The following is a 14,769-nucleotide window of genomic DNA, read 5'->3' as shown; positions in this document are numbered from 1 at the left end:
GAACCATGAGCGAGTCCACGTCCGCGAGAACCGCGGAACAGCGACCGGACGAACCGGAGCCGATACGCGCAGTACCCCTGCGTCATCCCGGACGATGGATCTCCGGCGCGATCGTCCTGATCGCACTCGGGTTGTTCGCCTGGGGAGCGGCCACCAACGAGGCCTACCGCTGGGACATCTACGCCCGGTACCTGTTCGATGCCCGTATCACCGCGGCCGCGTGGAAGACCGTGCAGCTGACGGTGCTGGCGATGCTCATCGCCGTGCTCCTCGGCGTGGTGCTCGCGGTGATGCGCCTGTCCCCGAATCCCGTCCTGCGTTCCGTCGCATGGCTGTACCTGTGGGTCTTCCGCGGAACCCCCGTGTACGTGCAACTCGTGCTGTGGGGGCTGTTCCCGTCGATCTACAAGCAGATCGACCTCGGAATCCCGTTCGTCCACCAGTTCGTCCACATCGACGTGCAGGGCCTGAACGCGGCGTTCCTGTTCGCCGTGATCGGCTTGGCGCTCAACGAAGCGGCGTACATGGCGGAGATCGTGCGCGCCGGCATCACTTCCGTGCCCGAAGGACAGCTCGAGGCGTCCACCGCGCTCGGCATGTCGTGGTCGCAGACGATCCGCCGCACCGTCCTCCCGCAGGCGATGCGGGTGATCATCCCGCCCACCGGCAACGAGCTGATCAGCATGCTCAAGACCACGTCGCTGGTCGCCGCCGTGCCGTACAGCCTCGAGCTGTACGGTCGCGCCCGCGACATCTCGGGCGCGAACTTCCAGCCGATCCCACTGCTGCTCGTCGCCGCGACCTGGTACCTGGCGATCACCAGCCTGCTCATGATCGGCCAGTACTACCTCGAACGGCACTACTCGAAGGGTCTGACCCGGCAGCTCACCGCCCGTCAGCTGCAGGCACTCGCCGACGCACAGAACGCACCGGTCACCGAGGCCGGCAAGCCGACGCCGAAGCCCGGCGCACCGGGGGAGGAACGCATATGACGTCCGTCGACACGCCGATGGTGCGGGCCGACCGGGTCTGCAAGAGCTTCGGCGCCGTGAAGGTGCTCAAGGGCATCTCGCTCGAGGTCGGACGCGGCCAGGTGACCTGTCTGATCGGCCCGTCCGGATCGGGCAAGTCGACCTTCCTCCGGTGCATCAACCACCTCGAACGCGTCGATGCCGGTCGCCTGTACGTCGACGGGGATCTCGTCGGTTATGCCGAGCGCGGCTCGAAACTGTACGAACTGCACCCGCGTGCCGCCGCGAAGCAGCGCCGCGACATCGGCATGGTGTTCCAGCATTTCAACCTGTTCCCGCACCGCACCGTGCTGGACAACGTCGTCGAGGCACCGATCCTCGTGAAGAGGATCAAGCGCGGCGAGGCGGTCGAGAAGGCCCGCGATCTGCTCGCCCGGGTGGGGCTGGCCGACAAGGTCGACGCCTATCCCGCGCAGCTCTCGGGCGGCCAGCAGCAGCGCGTGGCGATCGCCCGCGCGCTCGCCATGGATCCCAAGCTCATGCTGTTCGACGAGCCCACCTCGGCCCTCGACCCCGAACTCGTCGGCGAGGTACTCGCGGTGATGCGCGATCTCGCGGACGGCGGCATGACGATGGTCGTCGTCACGCACGAGATGGGCTTCGCGCGGGAGGTCGCAGATCAACTGGTCTTCATGGACGGCGGTGTCGTGGTCGAGGCCGGCGATCCCCGCAAGATCCTGGCCGACCCGAAGGAGAGCCGTACCCGGGAGTTCCTGTCCCGGCTGCTGTGAACGCCGGACCCTGAACCCGGCGGGGGTCGGGAGCCGGGATCAAGCGGGTTTGCGGCTGCAGAAGATGGCGGTGCCCGGGAAGATCGATCCGCGCAGCGGGCTCCACTGCCCCCACTCGCGATCGAGATGCTCGGGCCACTCGGGTTCGACGATGTCGTAGACCTCGAGCCCGGCGGCGACGAGTTCGCGCACCCGGTCGCCCACCGTGCGGTGGTGCTCGGCGTAGGTCGCGCGACCCGTCGGGTCGACCTCCACGTAAGGGGTCCGGTCGAAATAGGGGAACATCGCGACGAGGCCCTGTTCGCCGGGGTCGTCGGGGAAGATCCACCGCATCGGGTGGTTCACGGAGAACACCCATCGTCCGCCGGGGCGCAGCACCCGCGCGACCTCGCGCATCACCCGGGCGGAATCGGCGACGAAGGGCACCCCGCCGAAGGCCGAACACACGATGTCGAAGCTCGCATCGGCGAACGGCAGGTTCTCGGCGCCGGCCTGTACGAGCGGAACCGCCCGGCCGGAGGCGGCCGTCGCCGTGCGTCCGCGCTGCAGCATCCCCATGGAGATGTCCAGTCCGACCGCGCGGGCGCCCTGTCCCGCCAGCCAGCGGGCGCACGGGGCCGAACCGCATCCGAGTTCGAGGACGTCGCGTCCGGAGACCGGTCCGAGCAACTGCACATCGGCCTCGTGCAGACCCTCCGGGCACCACACGAACTCGCCGTCGGCCGAATCCGCGCCGAGGAAATCGCCGTGGGTGCGGTGGTAGTCCTCGGCGTCGGCGTCCCACCACACCCGGTTCGCGCGCTCGCTCTCGAGGGAGCCGAGGCGGGTGCGGGTGGGCCGGGTCTCGCCGAGGACGGTCTGCGCGTTCGCGTGCCGCGCGGTCTCGTCGTCGGTCCCGTCCGAGTCGCCGGACGAGTCTGGAGAAAGGGGGTTCACGGAGCCCGACATGTGCGTGAGCCTAACGGGTCGGCAGGACGGTCCACGATATCGGTTTGCCCGGGTCCCCTCGAGGCGCGTAGCCTGGTGATCGCGAGTGTCCGCAGTTCGGCTCCACGGCCGAGCGGGGAACTCGCCGTGACTCACACATCGCCGTATCGCAGTGGGTGTTTCACGTGCCCGACCGAATTTCACCAACCGACTATCAACCCGTCCGGAGCAACTCAACACATGGCCTCCACCACCGTCACCTCGCCGCAGGTAGCCGTCAACGACATCGGCTCTGCCGAGGATTTCCTCGCCGCCATCGATGCCACGATCAAGTACTTCAACGATGGCGACATCGTCGAGGGCACCATCGTCAAGGTCGATCGCGACGAGGTGCTGCTCGACATCGGTTACAAGACCGAAGGCGTCATCCCGTCCCGCGAGCTCTCCATCAAGCACGATGTCGACCCCAACGAGGTCGTGTCGGTGGGCGATGAGGTCGAGGCACTTGTTCTCACCAAGGAGGACAAGGAAGGCCGTCTGATCCTGTCCAAGAAGCGTGCGCAGTACGAGCGCGCCTGGGGCACGATCGAGGAGCTCAAGGAGAAGGACGAGGCCGTCAAGGGCACCGTCATCGAGGTCGTCAAGGGCGGCCTGATCCTCGACATCGGCCTGCGCGGCTTCCTGCCCGCCTCGCTCGTCGAGATGCGTCGCGTCCGCGACCTCCAGCCGTACGTCGGCAAGGAGATCGAGGCCAAGATCATCGAGCTCGACAAGAACCGCAACAACGTGGTCCTGTCGCGCCGCGCATGGCTCGAGCAGACCCAGTCCGAGGTCCGCAGCGAGTTCCTGCACCAGCTCCAGAAGGGCCAGGTCCGCAAGGGCGTCGTGTCCTCCATCGTCAACTTCGGCGCCTTCGTCGATCTCGGCGGTGTCGACGGCCTCGTGCACGTCTCCGAGCTGTCCTGGAAGCACATCGATCACCCGTCCGAGGTCGTCGAGGTCGGCACCGAGGTCACCGTCGAGGTTCTCGACGTCGATCTCGATCGCGAGCGCGTCTCCCTGTCGCTCAAGGCCACGCAGGAAGATCCGTGGCGTCAGTTCGCCCGCACCCATGCGATCGGTCAGATCGTGCCGGGCAAGGTCACCAAGCTCGTTCCGTTCGGCGCGTTCGTCCGCGTCGAGGAGGGCATCGAGGGCCTCGTCCACATCTCCGAGCTGGCCGAGCGCCACGTCGAGGTCCCGGACCAGGTCGTCGCGGTCGGCGACGACGCGATGGTCAAGGTCATCGACATCGACCTCGAGCGTCGTCGTATCTCGCTGTCGCTGAAGCAGGCGAACGAGGACTACACCGCCGAGTTCGACCCGTCGAAGTACGGCATGGCCGACAGCTACGACGAGCAAGGCAACTACATCTTCCCCGAAGGCTTCGATCCCGAGACCAACGAATGGCTCGAGGGCTACGAGAAGCAGCGTGAGGAGTGGGAGTCCCGCTACGCGGAGGCCGAGCGTCGCCACAAGATGCACACCGCTCAGATCGAGAAGATGGCTGCCGACGAGGCTGCCGAAGCTGCGGCCGGCGTGTCCGGTGGCAACTACTCGTCCGAGTCGGGTGCCGAGGCTGCTCCGGAGACCACCGGCGGATCGCTCGCGAGCGACGCCCAGCTCGCCGCTCTGCGCGAGAAGCTGTCGGGCAACGCCTGACATATCGTTCCCACGGACGGCCCCGCACCTTTCGGTGCGGGGCCGTCCGCGTTCCGGGGAAGCGCTTCCTCCCGCCTCGCGCTCGTTTCGGAGCAACGGCTCCGGGACGACGACGAGACCGGCCCCTTCCGAAACGGAAAGGGCCGGTCTTCGTATGTCGTCGGCAGCAGGTGCTCAGCTCGGGGGCGAGTTCACCCCACGGCGGGAGTGGCCCACTGTGCGGGCAGGGCCGTCGCGCGCTTGCGCATCGCGGCGTGGCTGTGGCGCGCGTTCGTCAGCAGCGCGGTGAACCAGTTCCGCCGGTGCTCGGCGAGGGCGGCAGCGACCTCGGGGATGAGGATGCAGTGAACCCCGTTTTCCATGCCGAGGCGATGCCGACCTGTGGTGGAGGTGGAGGATCGCATGGCCTGCCTTCTCGAATGCTCCGGACGAGCCGGGAGGGACGATTCGCACCGACGATATCGGACAGTCCCGCAAATTCTGCGCATTTACCCCAGGTCGGAGGGGGTGTGTCCGGTCGTCGAGCGGTGTTGCGACCGCCCCGTGACCCCACCGTGATCGGGGTGTGATCCCGGGGAGCCCGGGCACCGTGGTCCTCGCCGCCTACGCCCACTCGATCCCCACCCGCGCCGGATCTCGGCGGATGCTCGGACGGGAATCCGAACCCGCCCGGTCACGCCCCGGGGATCCCCTACGGCGCACCTCATGTCGACATGCACTTCTCCACGACGGGCGCCGACCACGGAGTCGGCCCGGCCGCAACGGATTCCGTGGAGCGCGCGGCGCGACTTCCCGGTCCGCACTCCGTTCCGGAGGGTTGCATTCCGCCTCCGGGTTGGCCGCTCGAGAACACCGCCCCGGTCGTGGGGATGCACTGAGCGGGCGCGGAGGACCACGTGATTCCCGGATCGTTCGAATTCACCGAGGTGCTGTCGACGGCTCGTGGGACGGGGAGTTCATCGTCATCGAGCCGATGATGACCCGAGAATCGCCGGCGGCGAAGCCGTCCCTGCGGGAGGTCGTGGCGCAGCCCGCGTCCGGCCGGCCCCTACCCGACGCTGTACACCGTCGACTTCGACGAGGAGACGGACGAATATGTCGTCTCGCCGTCGGGGCCGACGATGCGCGAAGCGTCGCAGGGACCGCGAAGATGCCTCGACGGCGTGGTGATGCGAGACTGGCAGCGTGCTGCGAATGGGGTTGACCGGAGGTATCGGCGCGGGCAAGTCGACCGTCGCCAAGGAGCTCGTCGAACTCGGGGCGGTGATCGTCGACTCCGATGTCGTCGCCCGGGAGATCGTCGCTCCGGGCTCCGACGGCCTCGCCGAACTCGTCGACGCCTTCGGCGAGGACATCCTGCACGCCGACGGCACGCTCGACCGCCCCGCGCTCGCGGCGAAGGCGTTCGCGAGCGACGACGCGCGCGCCGTCCTCAACGCCATCACCCATCCGCGGGTCGGCCGCCGCACCGCCGAACTGGTCGCATCCGCGCCCGGCGACGCGGTGGTGGTGCAGGACATCCCGCTGCTCGTCGAAGGTGGCATGGCGCCGGCCTTCCATCTCGTCGCCGTGGTGCACGCCGACGAGTCCGAGCGGGTCCGCCGCCTCGTCGAGCTGCGGGGTATGCCCGAGGCCGACGCCCGGGCGCGCATCGCGGCGCAGGCGACGGAGGAGCAGCGGCGTGAGGTCGCCGACGTCTGGCTCGACAACACCGGCGATCAGCAGGTGCTGGTCGAGCAGGTCCGCAGACTGTGGAACGAGCGCCTGATGCCCTTCGAGGAGAATCTGCGCACCGGTGTCGCGGTGGAGGCGGAACCGGTGCTCGTGCACGCCCGCGAGGAGTGGCATCGTCAGGCCCAGCGGCTCATCGCCCGGCTGGCCCTCGCCGCCGGGGGCGCAGCGAAGCGCATCGACCACATCGGGTCCACCGCCGTGCCCGGTCTGGCCGCTGTCGACGTCCTCGACCTGCAGATCACCGTCGGTGATCTCGCGGCGGCCGACGCGCTCGCACCCGCGCTCGCTGCCGCGGGTTTCCCGCGCATCGACGACGTGGTCACCGACGAACCGAAGCCGTCCTACGGTGCCGGGGGCGAGACCGACCCGGCCGTGTGGGAGATGCGGTTGCACGGCAGCGCCGATCCCGGCCGTCCCGCGCGGGTGGCTGTCCGCGTGGACGGCTGGCCCGCCCAGCAGTTCGCGTTGCTGCTGCGCGACTGGCTGTCCGCGGTCGACACCGCGAAGCGCGAGTACGCGGATCTCAAGGCCGGCGCCGCGGCCGACGCGGCGCAGCGGTCCGACCCCGCCGAGGCGGCCGCCGCCTATGCGGCGCTCAAGGCGCCGTGGTTCGACCATGCGCACCATCGCGCATGGGAGTGGGCCGCGAACACCGGTTGGTCGGCCTAGCGGCGTCCGGATCCCGCTGGATTCCCACCCGGGAATGTTCCGGACGCCCCGTCCGTTAGGGTAGTTGACAGTTCAACTATTTGACGGAGGTTCCATCGTGCAGTTCGGCATCTTCACCATCGGCGACGTGACGCGCGACCCCACGACGGGCCGGGTCCCCACCGAACACGAGCGCATCCTTGCGATGACGAAGATCGCGCTGAAGGCCGAGGAGGTGGGGCTCGACGTCTTCGCGTCCGGCGAGCACCACAATCCGCCCTTCGTCCCGTCCTCGCCGACGACAATGCTCGGCTGGATCGCTGCGAGGACCGAGAAGCTCATCCTGTCGACCGCGACCACGCTCATCACCACCAACGACCCGGTGAAGATCGCCGAGGACTTCGCGATGCTGCAGCATCTCTCCGGTGGCCGCGTCGACCTCATGATGGGGCGCGGCAACACCGGGCCCGTCTACCCGTGGTTCGGCAAGGACATCCGACAGGGCATTCCCCTCGCCATCGAGAACTACCACCTGCTGCGACGGCTCTGGCGCGAACGCGTCGTCGACTGGGAAGGCAAGTTCCGCACGCCGCTGCACGGCTACACCTCCACCCCGTGGCCGCTCGACGACACCGCGCCCTTCGTCTGGCACGGCTCCATCCGTTCGCCCGAGATCGCCGAACAGGCCGCCTTCTACGGCGACGGCTTCTTCCACAACAACATCTTCTGGAACAAGGAACACATCGAGCAGATGATCACCCTCTACCGGCAGCGGTTCGAGCAGTACGGACACGGCGCCGCCGACCAGGCGATCGTCGGGCTCGGCGGCCAGGCGTTCATGGCCGGGACCGAGGCCGAGGCGAAGCGGATCTTCCGTCCCTACTTCGACAATGCTCCCGTCTACGGCCACGGCCCGTCGCTCGAGGACTTCTCGACGATGACACCACTGACCGTCGGCACACCCGAGCAGGTCGTCGAACGTACGCTCGGCTTCGCGGACTATGCGGGCGACTACCAGCGTCAGCTGTTCCTCATGGACCACGCCGGCCTGCCGCTCGACGTCGTGCTCGAACAGATCGAGATCCTGGGGCGAGAGGTCGTGCCGGTGCTGCGAACGGAATTCGAACGCCGCCGCCCCGCCCACGTGCCGTCCGACCCGCCCACGCACAGCACTCTCGCCGCGCAGGGCGCCGACTCGGCGCACCGACAGGTGATCCCGGCCCGCGTGGACCTCGTGCCGGAGGAGGCCGACGCCCCCTGACCCGCCACCGAGGACTTCGGCGCGGGAAAGGCCTCCGCCGCGCCGACGAGCCGGATCGGCAGGGCGGCGCGAGAACTCGCCGAAGAGATCACTCGTGGTGCCGGACGGGCACCGGCATCCCGGACGCCGCGCCCGCCGGGCTGCCACGTTCCTCCGAGGATCACCTGGCGTTCCCCGAATCGAGTGGTCAGATCAGATCCTTGCCGTCCCGTCGCGCTTGCAGCCACTCCTCGAAGAACCCGCGGCACAGCACCGCCAGGACACCGGCGACCAGCACGGGCCAGATCAGGACGTAGATCGTCAGCGTGAGCATGTTCATCGATTCTCCTTCTCCGGACTGGTTGCTGCAGGATCGTTCCCGGCCGTCGCGGTGTCCTCCTCCACGTCGAAGTCACCGACGCGCTGCGCGATGACCTCGAAATCGAAGTTCTCCGCAGAGTTCACGGACATCGCCCAGCACACCACAGTGCTGGCCGCGTACGCGACGAGCGATGCGCTGAGCACCGCGTACTCGTGGACCGCGCCGAGCGCGAAGGGTGCGGCCGCCACTGCGGCGACGGTGCCGACGATGCGCGCGACCCGAATTCCGAAGAACCCGAACGCCATCAGGCCCGCGATCACGCCGACGCCGATCACCGAGGCGATGTCCACCGCCCAGGCGATCACTCCGTCCATCGGGAACCATCCGAACCGCACCGGCAGGAACGCTGCGAGGGCGACGAGCACCGACGTCGTGAACGCCTTGTTGGTGACCTTGTCCCAGTAGAAGCTCGCGATGACGGGGAAGACCAGTGCGCCCCACAGCGCCCCGACGAAGACCAGCAGGTCGAGGATGCTCAGCCGCATGCTTGCGAACGCGACGGCGGCGGCGGTCGCGACGATCATCGTGGCGCGCCCGACGAAAAGCATGCGCTTGGGATCGGCGTTGCGGGTGCCCCCGGCGATGTTCTGACCGTAGATGTCCGCCATCACGATCGACGACAGGGCCGACAGGTCGGAATCGGCGGTGGACGACAGCGCGCCGATGATCATGACGAAGAACACGACGACCAGTGCCGTGGGCAGGAACGACGCCACCATCTGCGGCACGATGTTGTTGACGTCGCCGTCCATCGGGTCGATGCCCAGATACAGCGCGAGCACACCGAACATGCCGACCCCGATGACGGTCGCCCCGTAACCGATCGTCGCGGTGACGAAGGTCGGTTTGATGAGATCCTCCCGCACCGCGAACAGCCGCTGCGCGATCGTCTGGTTTCCGATGGCGTACGCGAGCACGGCCGCGATGTACGGCGCGCCCTGGTTCAGGAACGCCTCGCTCGAGAAGAAATCTCCCTGCTGGTCGCTGAGATTGCCGGCACCGCTGTCGAAGGCGCCGGGAAAGCCCGTGAGGAAGAAGACCGCCGGGATGATGACGACGACGGCACCGAGCATCGCCACGACCTGCACGAAATCGGTGAGGACGGACGCGCGGAAGCCGGACCACAGGGTGTAGAGCAGCACCCCGACAGCGATGAACACCACGCCCTGAACGAAATCGAACGGGGAGAGCAGCGAGATGAGCACGCCCCCCGCGATGAAGTTGGACATCAGGCTGATCAGGCTGCCGACGAGATTCGAGCCGGCGAGCATGAGCTGGCTCGACCGGCCGTGCCGGGCGAACATGACTTCCGCCAGAGTGTGGGCTTTCGGTGCGACCGCGCGGATCCGCTTGCCGAAGGGGTAGATGAACAGGATCATCAGTGCACCCCACAGCCCGTAGTGGATGGGGCCGGAGACGCCGTAGGTGTATCCGGAGGTCGCGGAGGCGTACAGCGAGGACGCCCAGATCCAGGTGGCGGTCATGCTGGCCGCCGACACCCCGAAACCGACCTTGTTGCCGGCGGTCATGTAACCGTCGGCGTTCTCGTCCTTCTTCCCGATCCGGGCGGAGATGAGAAGCGTTCCGCCATAGAAGAATACGAGCAGGGTAACGATCGTCGCGGCGCTGAAATGAACGAGCTCGGTGCCGTCCACTGCGACCTCCTTCGTCTTCGCGTCGTGTCCACGGCGATCGGAGCGCAGCGCGGATCCACGGGGCGCGTTGCACGCGTCCGTTCGCGGTTCCGCTTCGGCGTCTGTCCGATTCACCCCCGGACGGTGGGCATGCGTCGAACACCCGATCGGGCGTGGCATACCGCTCCAGCAGGGCACACCCGGATCCGGGCGTGTGCCGACGAAGAGGCGGCGGCGTTCTCGGTGGCGCCCGTGAACTGCGCGGGCGCGCGCCGCCGGCACGAGGGGTTACCTCGGTCGGGCGATGTGCACGCGGAGAGGCGATCCGGGCCGGCCCGATGGTCGCCTTCTCGGTGCACTGCTTCGCCGGCCGAGGCAGATTATCATGTCCTTTGCGACAGTAACTTTTTCGCTCCCGTGCCCTGTGTTTCTGTGCAGGTGGCACCCACGTCGACGGCGTGAGCGTCAGCGCCAGGAGACGGGCGCGCCCCGCTCCCGGAGCCATGCGTCGAGATCGTGACCGTGCGCGGCGATGCCGTCCACCGCCCGCAGCGCCGTCTCGATCGCGATCTCGGCCGCCCCGGCATCGATCAGACCGGCGGTGACCGCGACGACCAGTTCGTCGATGTCCTCGACGGTGGTGTCGCGACCGGTGCGGACGATCAGGTCGAGATAGTGGTCGTGGGAGTGCCAGACGTCACCGTCGCGCCTGAACTCGCCGACGTCGACGTACCGGTCCTGATCGCGTTCGTTGCCCGGTGTGAAATGGAAGATCGAAGCCCGTAGCCGCAACTCCGGAAGCAGCCACGACTCGAGATAGTGGAACTGCGGGTGATCGGACGGTCGCGCCATGTACAGGCCCCACGCCTCGACGCGGTACTCGTCGACGGCGCGCACGAAACCCTTCGGGTCGATGTTGGTCTTCGCGGCGACGTCGAACGTCTCGGTCTTCACGGGATGCGGGGTCGCGGACACGGGATGCAGGCTAGCGGCCGGACCGTCCCGCACGTAGGAGCACGGTGCGTGTCGGTGGGAGCGCTTACTCTGGTTTCCATGGCGTTCGCAAGTGAACATCCCGTCGTCGCCCACTCCGAGTTCCGGCCGGTGGGTGAGATCGAACGCACCGAGGCCCGCTTCGAAGTCGTCAGCGAATACGAGCCGGCGGGTGACCAGCCCGCCGCCATCGACGAGCTCGAGCGGCGGCTGAGGGCGGGGGAGAAGGATGTCGTCCTGCTCGGTGCCACCGGTACCGGCAAATCCGCCACCACCGCGTGGCTCATCGAGCGCGTCCAGCGACCCACCCTCGTGATGGCGCCCAACAAGACCCTCGCCGCGCAGCTCGCCAACGAGCTGCGAGACATGTTGCCCAACAACTCGGTCGAGTACTTCGTCTCGTACTACGACTACTACCAGCCCGAGGCGTACATCGCGCAGACCGACACCTACATCGAGAAGGACTCGTCGATCAACGACGACGTGGAGCGGCTGCGGCACTCGGCCACCTCGTCGCTGCTGTCGCGTCGCGACGTCGTGGTGGTCGCGTCCGTCTCGTGCATCTACGGTCTCGGTACCCCGCAGTCCTATCTCGACCGGTCCATCCAGCTCGAAGTGGGTGTGGAGGTGCCGCGCGACGCGCTGCTGCGCCTGCTCGTCGATGTCCAGTACGCCCGCAACGACATGGCGTTCACCCGCGGATCGTTCCGCGTCAAGGGCGACACCGTCGACATCATCCCCGCCTACGAGGAACTCGCCGTGCGGATCGAGTTCTTCGGCGACGAGATCGACGCGCTGTACTACCTGCACCCGCTCACCGGCGATGTCGTGCGCAAGGTCGACTCCCTGCGCATCTTCCCCGCCACCCACTACGTCGCCGGTCCCGAACGCATGGAACGCGCCGTCGCGAGCATCGAGGCCGAACTCGAGGAGCGCCTCGCCGATCTGGAGAACCGCGGCAAGCTGCTCGAGGCGCAGCGTCTGCGCATGCGCACCCAGTACGACATCGAGATGATCCGGCAGGTCGGCTTCTGCTCCGGCATCGAGAACTATTCCCGTCACATCGACGGTCGCCCCGCCGGGTCCGCTCCCGCGACCCTCATCGACTACTTCCCGGAGGACTTCCTCCTGGTCATCGACGAGTCGCACGTCACGGTGCCGCAGATCGGCGCGATGTACGAGGGTGACATGTCGCGCAAGCGCAACCTCGTCGACTTCGGCTTCCGCCTGCCCTCGGCGGTCGACAACCGGCCCCTGACCTGGGAGGAGTTCGCCGCCCGCATCGGGCAGACGGTCTACCTGTCGGCCACCCCCGGCCCCTACGAGCTCGGGCAGACCGGCGGCGAGTTCGTCGAGCAGGTCATCCGTCCCACCGGTCTCGTCGACCCGGAGGTGGTCGTCAAGCCCACCAAGGGCCAGATCGACGATCTCGTGCACGAGATCCGCGAGCGCGCCGACCGCGACGAGCGCGTCCTCGTCACCACACTCACCAAGAAGATGGCCGAGGACCTCACCGATTACCTGCTCGAACTCGGCATCCGGGTGCGCTATCTGCACTCCGACATCGACACTCTGCGGCGTGTCGAACTACTGCGGCAGCTGCGCCTCGGCGAATACGACGTCCTCGTCGGCATCAACCTGCTCCGTGAGGGCCTCGATCTTCCCGAGGTGTCCCTGGTGGCGATCCTCGACGCCGACAAGGAAGGCTTCCTGCGGTCGACGACCTCGCTGATCCAGACCATCGGCCGCGCTGCGCGCAACGTCTCGGGCGAGGTCCACATGTACGCCGACAAGATCACCGACTCCATGGCCCGGGCCATCGAGGAAACCGAGCGGCGCCGCGAGAAGCAGGTCGCCTACAACACCGAACACGGTCTGGATCCGAAGCCGCTGCGCAAGAAGATCGCCGACATCCTCGATCAGGTCTACCAGGAGGCCGAGGACACCGAGATCGTCGAGGTGGGCGGTTCCGGACGCAACGCCTCGCGCGGCCGGCGCGCGCAGGGCGAGTCCGGGCGCGCAGTCAGCTCCGGTGTCGTGGAAGGTCGCGACACCTCGACGATGCCGCGGGCCGAGCTCGCCGATCTCGTGCAGCAGCTCACCGATCAGATGATGCAGGCCGCACGCGACCTGCAGTTCGAGCTGGCGGCGCGACTGCGCGACGAGATCTCCGACCTGAAGAAGGAACTGCGCGGCATGGACGCCGCGGGGCTGAAGTAGCCGCCCTGCCCGGTCGGCGCCGGAGACTCGGTAGGGTCCTTTCCCATGGATCCCTCCTCGGCCGGGCGTACGGCCCGCGCGCTCGAACTGCTGCATTCGGTCGTCTACTTCGCGCCGGACACCGCGAGTGAACTCGCCGCGCTGGGCGTCGACGGGCCGGCCGCACACTATTTCGGTGGGCGCTCGGCAGCCATGGGTGCCGTGGGCCCCGGCCTCGTGACGGCGACGTTCTACAGTTTCTCGCCCCGTCTGGTGGCCTCGGCCGTCCCGGCGGTGTGGCAGAGCGCCGAGCCTGCCGCGATCCTTGCGGCGCGGTTGCGCGGGCTGGACGCTCTCTACCGGCGGGTCCTCGGGCAGGACGTGCTCGATTCCGCGGAGATGAACGAGGCCACGGATCTCGCCGTCACCGCGGCGCAGGCGATCCCGGGCCCCGACGGGCGACCGCTCTACGCCGCCCACGCCGACCTGCCCTGGCCCGAGGAAGCGCATCTCCGGTTGTGGCACGCGCTGACATTGCTGCGCGAGTACCGCGGCGACGGGCACATCGCGGCGCTGCAGACGGCGGGGCTGTCGGGGATCGAATCGCTGGTCACCCACACGGCGACCGGCATCGGATTCGCCGTCGATCCTGCCCGGAAGCTTCGGGGATGGTCGCGGGACGAGTGGGCGGACGCCGAGAAGGGATTGCGCGGACGCGGCCTGCTGGACAAGCGCGGAGAACTCACCGGTGAAGGGTTCGAGGTCCGCGAGCTCGTCGAGGACCTGACCGACGACCTGGCGGCCGCGCCCTGGGGCGCGCTCGGCGAGGACGGCGTGGAGCGTCTGCTCGACCTCGCGTTGCCGTGGCGCGATGCCTTCGTCGACGCCGAGGTGTTCCCCTCCGGCCTCTTCGGCCCGCGTTACGGTGACGCACGGTAACATCAAACCGGATTGTGGGATGAGACCCAAACGTCCCACCCGGGCCGCCCATCCCGCTACTGTCGACGCAGCGTATGGCGGGGGAGCGTGCGTGTCCTCCGTCGACGACGGCATCGGCGGCACACGTCGATGAACCACACACTCGATGGAGGATGAATGAGCGCCTACCGGACCATAGTCGTCGGAACCGACGGTTCCGAATCGTCGTATCGGGCCGTGGAGAAGGCAGCTGCTCTGGCCGGCGACGCCGGCGCCCAACTGGTGATCGCCTGCGCCTACTACCCGGCCGACCCCAAGGACACCGCGCAGGCCGCCGATGCGCTGCGCGACGAGGCGTACCAGATCACCGGTTCGGCCCCGACCTACGAGATCCTGCGCACCGCACGGGAGAAGGCGACCGTGGCGGGCGCCCGCAAGATCACCGAGCGCCCCATCGTCGGTGCTCCCGTCGAGTCGCTCCTCACACTCGTCGAAGAGGTCGACGCCGATCTCATCGTCATCGGTAACCGCGGTCTCAACACGCTGACCGGCCGCCTGCTCGGTTCCGTCCCCTCGGACGTCGCCCGCAAGGCCCTGTGCGACGTGCTGGTGGTGCACACCGTCCGCTGAC

General features: G+C 68.0%; 13 protein-coding genes. 8 read left to right on the top strand and 5 right to left on the bottom strand.

Annotation, left to right across the window (positions count from 1 at the left end):
• Positions 1–5 precede the first annotated feature (5 nt).
• Entirely contained in the window at positions 6–992 is a 987-nt protein-coding gene (locus tag EQ874_RS05040) for an amino acid ABC transporter permease (RefSeq protein ID WP_016934440.1), read from the top strand.
• Entirely contained in the window at positions 989–1,762 is a 774-nt protein-coding gene (locus tag EQ874_RS05035) for an amino acid ABC transporter ATP-binding protein (protein ID WP_064063017.1), read from the top strand. The genes EQ874_RS05040 and EQ874_RS05035 overlap by 4 nt, the downstream gene beginning before the upstream one ends.
• A gap of 39 nt (positions 1,763–1,801) precedes the next feature.
• Here the strand turns inward: EQ874_RS05035 and EQ874_RS05030 are convergent, their stop codons facing one another.
• Positions 1,802–2,710: a class I SAM-dependent methyltransferase gene (locus EQ874_RS05030; RefSeq protein ID WP_064063018.1), complete on the bottom strand. Its 909-nt coding sequence runs from the start codon at positions 2,708–2,710 to the stop codon at positions 1,802–1,804.
• 219 nt (positions 2,711–2,929) lie between these two features.
• Between EQ874_RS05030 and rpsA the strand changes: the two genes are divergently transcribed.
• Positions 2,930–4,390, top strand: a complete 1,461-nt coding sequence (gene rpsA, locus EQ874_RS05025) for a 30S ribosomal protein S1 (RefSeq protein ID WP_016934980.1) — start codon at positions 2,930–2,932, stop codon at positions 4,388–4,390.
• A gap of 191 nt (positions 4,391–4,581) precedes the next feature.
• Here rpsA and EQ874_RS05020 read toward each other — a convergent pair whose 3' ends face one another.
• A complete protein-coding gene (locus EQ874_RS05020; protein ID WP_016934979.1) occupies positions 4,582–4,794 on the bottom strand; it encodes a hypothetical protein in 213 nt (70 codons plus the stop codon).
• Between the two features lie 781 nt (positions 4,795–5,575).
• Between EQ874_RS05020 and coaE the strand changes: the two genes are divergently transcribed.
• The gene (gene coaE, locus EQ874_RS05015) at positions 5,576–6,793 is read left to right on the top strand and encodes a dephospho-CoA kinase (protein WP_207213490.1); all 1,218 of its coding nucleotides are present in this window, start codon (positions 5,576–5,578) and stop codon (positions 6,791–6,793) included.
• Between the two features lie 97 nt (positions 6,794–6,890).
• Positions 6,891–8,033, top strand: a complete 1,143-nt coding sequence (locus EQ874_RS05010; protein ID WP_129976061.1) for an LLM class flavin-dependent oxidoreductase — start codon at positions 6,891–6,893, stop codon at positions 8,031–8,033.
• Between the two features lie 187 nt (positions 8,034–8,220).
• Here the strand turns inward: EQ874_RS05010 and EQ874_RS23115 are convergent, their stop codons facing one another.
• From EQ874_RS23115 to EQ874_RS05000, 3 genes are all read right to left on the bottom strand, one after another.
• Positions 8,221–8,352, bottom strand: coding sequence for a putative transporter small subunit (locus EQ874_RS23115; protein ID WP_016935144.1), 132 nt, complete (start codon positions 8,350–8,352; stop codon positions 8,221–8,223).
• The gene (locus tag EQ874_RS05005; RefSeq protein WP_129976494.1) at positions 8,349–10,049 is read right to left on the bottom strand and encodes a sodium:solute symporter family protein; all 1,701 of its coding nucleotides are present in this window, start codon (positions 10,047–10,049) and stop codon (positions 8,349–8,351) included. The genes EQ874_RS23115 and EQ874_RS05005 overlap by 4 nt, the downstream gene beginning before the upstream one ends.
• 444 nt (positions 10,050–10,493) lie before the next feature.
• Positions 10,494–11,012 carry a DUF402 domain-containing protein gene (locus EQ874_RS05000; protein WP_064063046.1) on the bottom strand — a complete coding sequence of 173 codons (519 nt, stop codon included), beginning with the start codon at positions 11,010–11,012 and terminating at the stop codon, positions 10,494–10,496.
• A 69-nt stretch (positions 11,013–11,081) separates the two neighbouring features.
• Here EQ874_RS05000 and uvrB point away from each other — a divergent pair, with 69 nt between their 5' ends.
• The 3 genes from uvrB to EQ874_RS04985 all read left to right on the top strand — a co-directional run bounded on the left by uvrB (position 11,082) and on the right by EQ874_RS04985 (position 14,768).
• Entirely contained in the window at positions 11,082–13,241 is a 2,160-nt protein-coding gene (gene uvrB / locus EQ874_RS04995; RefSeq protein WP_064063021.1) for an excinuclease ABC subunit UvrB, read from the top strand.
• A 45-nt stretch (positions 13,242–13,286) separates the two neighbouring features.
• The gene (locus EQ874_RS04990; RefSeq protein ID WP_129976060.1) at positions 13,287–14,159 is read left to right on the top strand and encodes a hypothetical protein; all 873 of its coding nucleotides are present in this window, start codon (positions 13,287–13,289) and stop codon (positions 14,157–14,159) included.
• 156 nt (positions 14,160–14,315) lie between these two features.
• On the top strand, positions 14,316–14,768 hold the full coding sequence (locus tag EQ874_RS04985) for a universal stress protein (RefSeq protein ID WP_064063023.1): 453 nt from the start codon (positions 14,316–14,318) through the stop codon (positions 14,766–14,768).
• Position 14,769: the final 1 nt, after the last annotated feature.

The organism is Rhodococcus sp. Q1 (genome assembly GCF_004153645.1).
In the GTDB taxonomy this organism is placed as follows: domain Bacteria; phylum Actinomycetota; class Actinomycetes; order Mycobacteriales; family Mycobacteriaceae; genus Rhodococcus; species Rhodococcus gordoniae.
The sequence above is the reverse complement of the archived record's forward strand: the minus strand, read 5'-3'. Positions and strand labels throughout refer to the sequence as shown.